We start from the raw sequence: 5,368 nt of genomic DNA, 5'->3' as shown, positions 1-5,368 counted from the left end.
ATTTTGATCTTCTGAGCGGGATCGTCAAGCGATCTGGCTTAACTGATCGGCATTACGCCGAAGCGTCCTTTAACCTGTCACCGAACCCGCTTACTTGCTCTTCGAGTGCTCGGCCAGGTACAGCCAGGTGTCGATCACGGTATCCGGATTGAGGGAAACCGAGTCGATGCCCTGCTCCACCAGCCAGGCGGCCAGGTCGGCGTGATCCGACGGGCCCTGCCCGCAGATGCCCACGTACTTGCCGGCCTTGCGTGCGGCCTGAATGGCCATGGACAGCAGTGCCTTCACCGCCTCGTCCCGCTCGTCGAAGGAGCCAGCCACCAGACCCGAGTCCCGATCCAGTCCCAGGGTGAGCTGGGTCATGTCGTTGGAGCCAATGGAGAAACCGTCGAAGTAGGCCAGGAACTTGTCCGCCAGCAGCGCGTTGGACGGCAATTCGCACATCATGATGACCTTGAGTCCGGCTTCGCCACGCTTGAGGCCGTTTTCCGCCAGAATGTCGATCACGGAAGCGGCTTCGGTCAGGGTCCGCACGAAGGGGATCATGACCTCGACGTTGGTCAGCCCCATGTCGTTGCGCACCCGCTTCATCGCCTCGCACTCCATGGCGAAACAGTCGCGGAAGTCCTCGGAAATGTAGCGAGAGGCGCCACGGAAGCCCAGCATGGGGTTTTCTTCGTCCGGCTCGTAGGCATCACCGCCCAGCAGGTTGGCGTACTCGTTCGACTTGAAGTCGGACATCCGCACGATCACCCGCTCCGGCCAGAAGGCACAGGCCAGGGTGGAGATGCCCTCGGCCAGCTTGGCCACGAAGAACTCGCGCGGGCTCTCGTAGCCGGCGATGATCTCGTCGATCTTCAGCTTGAGCTCGGGGCTCTGGGTGTCGTAATTCAGCAGCGCCTTGGGGTGCACGCCAATCATGCGGTTGATGATGAACTCCAGTCGCGCCAGACCCACGCCGGCGTTCGGCAGCTGGGCGAAGTCGAAGGCCCGGTCCGGGTTGCCGACGTTCATCATCACCTTCACCGGTGAATCCGGCATGGAGCCGACTTCGGAGGTGTTGATATCGAACTCGAGCTGACCGTCGTAGATAAAGCCGGTATCACCCTCGGCGCAGGACACGGTCACTTCCTGACCATCCCTGATGCGCTGGGTGGCGTCACCACAACCGACCACGGCGGGAATACCCAGCTCGCGTGCGATGATGGCCGCATGACAGGTACGGCCGCCCCGGTTGGTGACGATAGCCGCGGCCCGTTTCATGATCGGCTCCCAGTCCGGGTCGGTCATGTCGGTTACCAGCACGTCGCCGGCCTTGATCTCGTCCATCTGTTCGATGGATGAGATCACCTTGGCCACACCGGCACCGATTTTGTGACCGATAGACCGGCCTTCGGCGATGACCTGGCCTTTTTCGTTGAGGGCGAAACGCTCCAGCACATTGGCGTCCTGACGGCTGCGTACGGTTTCGGGACGCGCCTGTACGATGTACAGCTGGCCATCGATACCGTCTTTGGCCCACTCGATGTCCATCGGGCGGCCGTAGTGTTGTTCGATGATCACCGCCTGCTTGGCCAGCTCCATCACTTCATCGTTGGTCAGCGAGAAACTGCGGCGCTCTTCCTTGCTGGTTTCCTTGATGTCCACCTGCTTGCCGTGTTCCACGTCTTCGGCGTAGATCATCTTCTGCAGCTTGGAACCCAGGGTCTTGCGCACCACCGCCGGGCGACCGGCCTTGAGGGTCGGCTTGTGTACATAGAATTCATCGGGGTTGACCGCGCCCTGTACCACCATTTCACCCAGACCATTGGATGAGGTGATGAACACCACCTGATCGAAGCCGGATTCGGTGTCCAGGGTAAACATCACACCGGAGGCGGCGATGTCGGAGCGCACCATGCGCTGAATACCGGCAGACAACGCGACACCGCGGTGATCGTAGCCCTGGTGCACCCGGTAGGAAATGGCTCTGTCATTGAACAGGGAGGCGAATACGTGCTTGATGGCCACCATGACCGCATCCAGGCCACGCACGTTGAGGAAGGTTTCCTGCTGGCCGGCAAAAGAAGCGTCGGGCATGTCTTCCGCGGTGGCGGAAGAGCGTACCGCGAAGGAGGCCTGGTCGCCGGCTTTGCCGGTCAGATCCGCATAGGCACCGGCAATAGCGGCTTCCAGTTCGGGCTGGAAGGGAGTGTCGATCACCCACTGGCGAATGCGACGGCCGGCCTCACCCAGGGCGGCAATGTTATCGACATCCAGGGTATCCAGCAGCTCATGAATCTTTGCGTTAAGTCCGCTTTGCTCCAGAAACTCGTTAAAGGCGAAGGCGGTGGTTGCGAAACCGCCGGGAACCGACACTCCGGCGCCGGCCAGCTGGCTAATCATTTCGCCCAGAGAGGCATTTTTGCCACCCACTCGGTCTACATCGTGCATACCGAGCTGTTCATACCAAATCACATATTCCTGCACTGCCACGTCTCCAACAAAGTTGTTCTTGGGGGGTTCCGTATCTCACTCTAAAAATGTGCTTGTTCTCCGGCCCTTTTATTATTTGATGGCGCGGGTGGGCCTGCGCACCGAATGATTCTACAATGGCGCCAAAAAGCAGGTAAACGGTTAACCTGCACCAATACCTAAAAGTGAGATCTGGAGGTCCCATGCACACTGTTTTTTATGTATCTGATGGGACGGCGATCACAGCCGAAGTCTTCGGCCATGCGGTGTTAAGCCAGTTTCCCCTGCCTTTCGAGCAATTTACCATCCCCTTTCTGGAAGACGAAGACAAGGCCCTGGCGGTAAAGGCCAAGATCAACAACAGCTATCATCAAAGCGGCAAACAGCCGCTGGTATTTCATACCATCGTGGATAACACCCTGCGCAATATCATCACCAGCAGCGATGCCATGTGTTATGACTTCCTCAATACCTTCGTGGCGCCCATCGAACAGCAACTCGGTGTCAAGGCCGAGCCTCGCACTCACCGTACCCACGGCATGGACAACAAGCAGCACTACGACAGCCGTATCGATGCGGTCAACTACGCCCTCGACAACGACGACGGGGTCACCACCAAAGAGTATGACGAGGCCGATATCATACTGGTGGGCGTGTCCCGCTGCGGCAAAACCCCCACCAGCCTGTATCTGGCCCTGCAGTTCGGTATCCGGGTCGCCAATTACCCCTTTATCGATCAGGACATGAGCCGGCTGAACCTGCCGCCGGCACTCAAGTCCAACCGTCACAAGCTGTTCGGGCTCACCATCGACGCCGGTCGCCTGCAGGAAATTCGTCAGCGCCGCCGGGCCGACAGCCTCTACTCCGACCCCGAGCAGTGCCGTTACGAACTGGAGCAGGTCAACCGACTGTTCCGCATGGAGGCCATTCCCTTTATCGACACCACCTATCACTCGGTGGAAGAAATTTCGGTCAAGATCCTCGAGCGCACCGGCATCCGGCGGCGCATCTACTGATTGCACACAATAAAAACAGACCTTATTTGCGATAAAACCTGAAACATTGCACACAAAAACAAACAACTGATTGATTTATCGTTTACATAAATGTATACATTAACCCCAGAGTTTAACTCGGCACGGTGTAGAACATAACCTCGGTTATGAAGAGGAATATCGGGTTGTTGGCTGATTGTGTGTAATGTCACCGCTGATGATGCAACACATCATGTACACAACCTGATGTTCAACAGGGAAACCGGCGGCGTCATGCCGTACCGGTTATGTGGCCTTGCTCGCGCACAAAAACAAAAAAGCCAGCGTGAGAAGGAAGCTTAAACCCACTTGAGCAACACTCAGGGACTTATCGCAATGAAACACAGTCAAAGCAAGTCAGTATTCGATTACCACGGCAAGCCTTCCTTCGGCCAGGCGCTGCCGCTTTCGTTCCAGCACATACTGGCCATGATCATGGGCGCCGTCACCCCGCCCCTCATCGTGGCGGGGGTGGCCGGTGCTACCGCCCAGGAAACCATGCTGCTGGTGCAGATAGCGTTGTTTTTCTCCGGCGTATCCACCCTGCTGCAACTCTACCCCGTCGCCCGTTTCGGTGCCGGCATGCCCACCATCTTCGGCGTGGGTTTCGCCTATGTACCCAGTCTGATTGCCATCGGCAGTGTCTACGGCATTCCCGGCATTCTGGGTGCCCAGATCGCCGGTGGTATCGCCATGATCATCGTCGGTATCTTTATCAAGCAGATCCGTCACCTGTTTCCGCCGGTCGTGGCCGGCACCGTGGTACTGGTCATCGGCCTGTCTCTGTATGACATCGCGATTAAATACATGGCCGGCAGCGGCAACACTGCCGCCGCCGGCTTCGGCAGTGGCCAGAACTGGCTGGTGGGTCTGACCACCCTCGGGGTGGTGCTATGTTGTTCACAATTTGCCAAAGGCTACTTCCGTCTGGCGGCCATTATTGTCGGCATTCTGGTGGGCTACACCCTGTCGTTCTTCTTTGGCATGGTCGACTTTACCCGCCTGGCCGATGCGCCCTGGGTGATGATTCCGACTCCCTTTGCCATGGGCATCGAATTCCACACCTCGGCCGTGATTTCCATGGTGGTGATTTGCATCGTCAACTCGGTACAGACCATCGGCGACCTGTCGGCTACCGCCATCGGTGGCATGGGCCGCGAAATGAAAGACAGCGAGCTGTCCGGCGGCCTGCTGGGCAACGGGGCCTGCACCCTGATCGGTGCCTTCTTCGGTGGCCTGCCCACCGCCTCGTTCAGCCAGAACGTGGGCATCGTGGCCATGACCAAGGTGATCAGCCGCTATGTGCTGGGCATTGCCGCCGTCTTCCTGATCCTGGCCGGCCTGCTGCCCAAGTTCGGTGCCGCCATGACCACCATCCCCTACCCGGTACTGGGTGGTGCCACCATCATCGTGTTCGGCATGATCACCATGACCGGTATCCAGCTGCTGGTAAAAGACGAACTGTCTTCCCGCAACATCACCATCGCCGCCCTGTCCGTGGCCCTGGCCATGGGCATCAATGCCGTGCCCGAAGCCATTGCCCAATTGCCGGATACCGCCCGCATGCTGATTGGCTCGCCGGTTATCGTGGCCGCCACCGTTGCCTTCGTACTGAACATGGTACTGCCCAAGAAATCGCTGCAGGATGAAGCCCGCGAACGCGAACAAATCGAGCAGGAAATGAACGGAGGCGCAAAGGAAAAGTCTGATGCCGGTTTTCAGAGCAAAGGCATGAAGATCGAAGCCGGCAGCTGAAAGGGTAAACCTGAAGGCAAGAATGAATATCCATAGCTGCTGATGTTCCTGTTAAAAGCTGGTCTGATGACCTAATGCCGTTCACTTAAGGTGAACGGCATTTTTCTTTCTGACTGGGTACGTGT

Annotated in this window: 3 protein-coding genes; 2 read left to right on the top strand and 1 reads right to left on the bottom strand. The window is 58.0% G+C overall.

Annotated elements, in window-relative coordinates:
- Positions 1-90: 90 nt before the first annotated feature.
- A complete protein-coding gene (gene ppsA / locus BFR47_RS14280; protein WP_071473698.1) occupies positions 91-2,469 on the bottom strand; it encodes a phosphoenolpyruvate synthase in 2,379 nt (792 codons plus the stop codon).
- Between the two features lie 188 nt (positions 2,470-2,657).
- Here ppsA and ppsR point away from each other — a divergent pair, with 188 nt between their 5' ends.
- Together ppsR and BFR47_RS14270 are read left to right on the top strand one after the other, a co-directional pair.
- Positions 2,658-3,470 carry a posphoenolpyruvate synthetase regulatory kinase/phosphorylase PpsR gene (gene ppsR, locus BFR47_RS14275; RefSeq protein WP_071473697.1) on the top strand — a complete coding sequence of 271 codons (813 nt, stop codon included), beginning with the start codon at positions 2,658-2,660 and terminating at the stop codon, positions 3,468-3,470.
- A gap of 354 nt (positions 3,471-3,824) precedes the next feature.
- Positions 3,825-5,243: a uracil-xanthine permease family protein gene (locus BFR47_RS14270; RefSeq protein ID WP_071473696.1), complete on the top strand. Its 1,419-nt coding sequence runs from the start codon at positions 3,825-3,827 to the stop codon at positions 5,241-5,243.
- The last annotated feature ends 125 nt before the right edge of the window (positions 5,244-5,368 follow it).

The organism is Oceanisphaera psychrotolerans (assembly GCF_001870485.1).
Lineage (GTDB): Bacteria > Pseudomonadota > Gammaproteobacteria > Enterobacterales > Aeromonadaceae > Oceanimonas > Oceanimonas psychrotolerans.
The sequence above is the reverse complement of the archived record's forward strand: the minus strand, read 5'-3'. Positions and strand labels throughout refer to the sequence as shown.

Coding starts and splice junctions, on each gene's coding strand:
- BFR47_RS14270 (WP_071473696.1), top strand. CDS start 3,825: ATGAAACACAGTCAAAGCAAGTCAGTATTCGATTACCACGGCAAGCCT.
- ppsR (WP_071473697.1), top strand. CDS start 2,658: ATGCACACTGTTTTTTATGTATCTGATGGGACGGCGATCACAGCCGAA.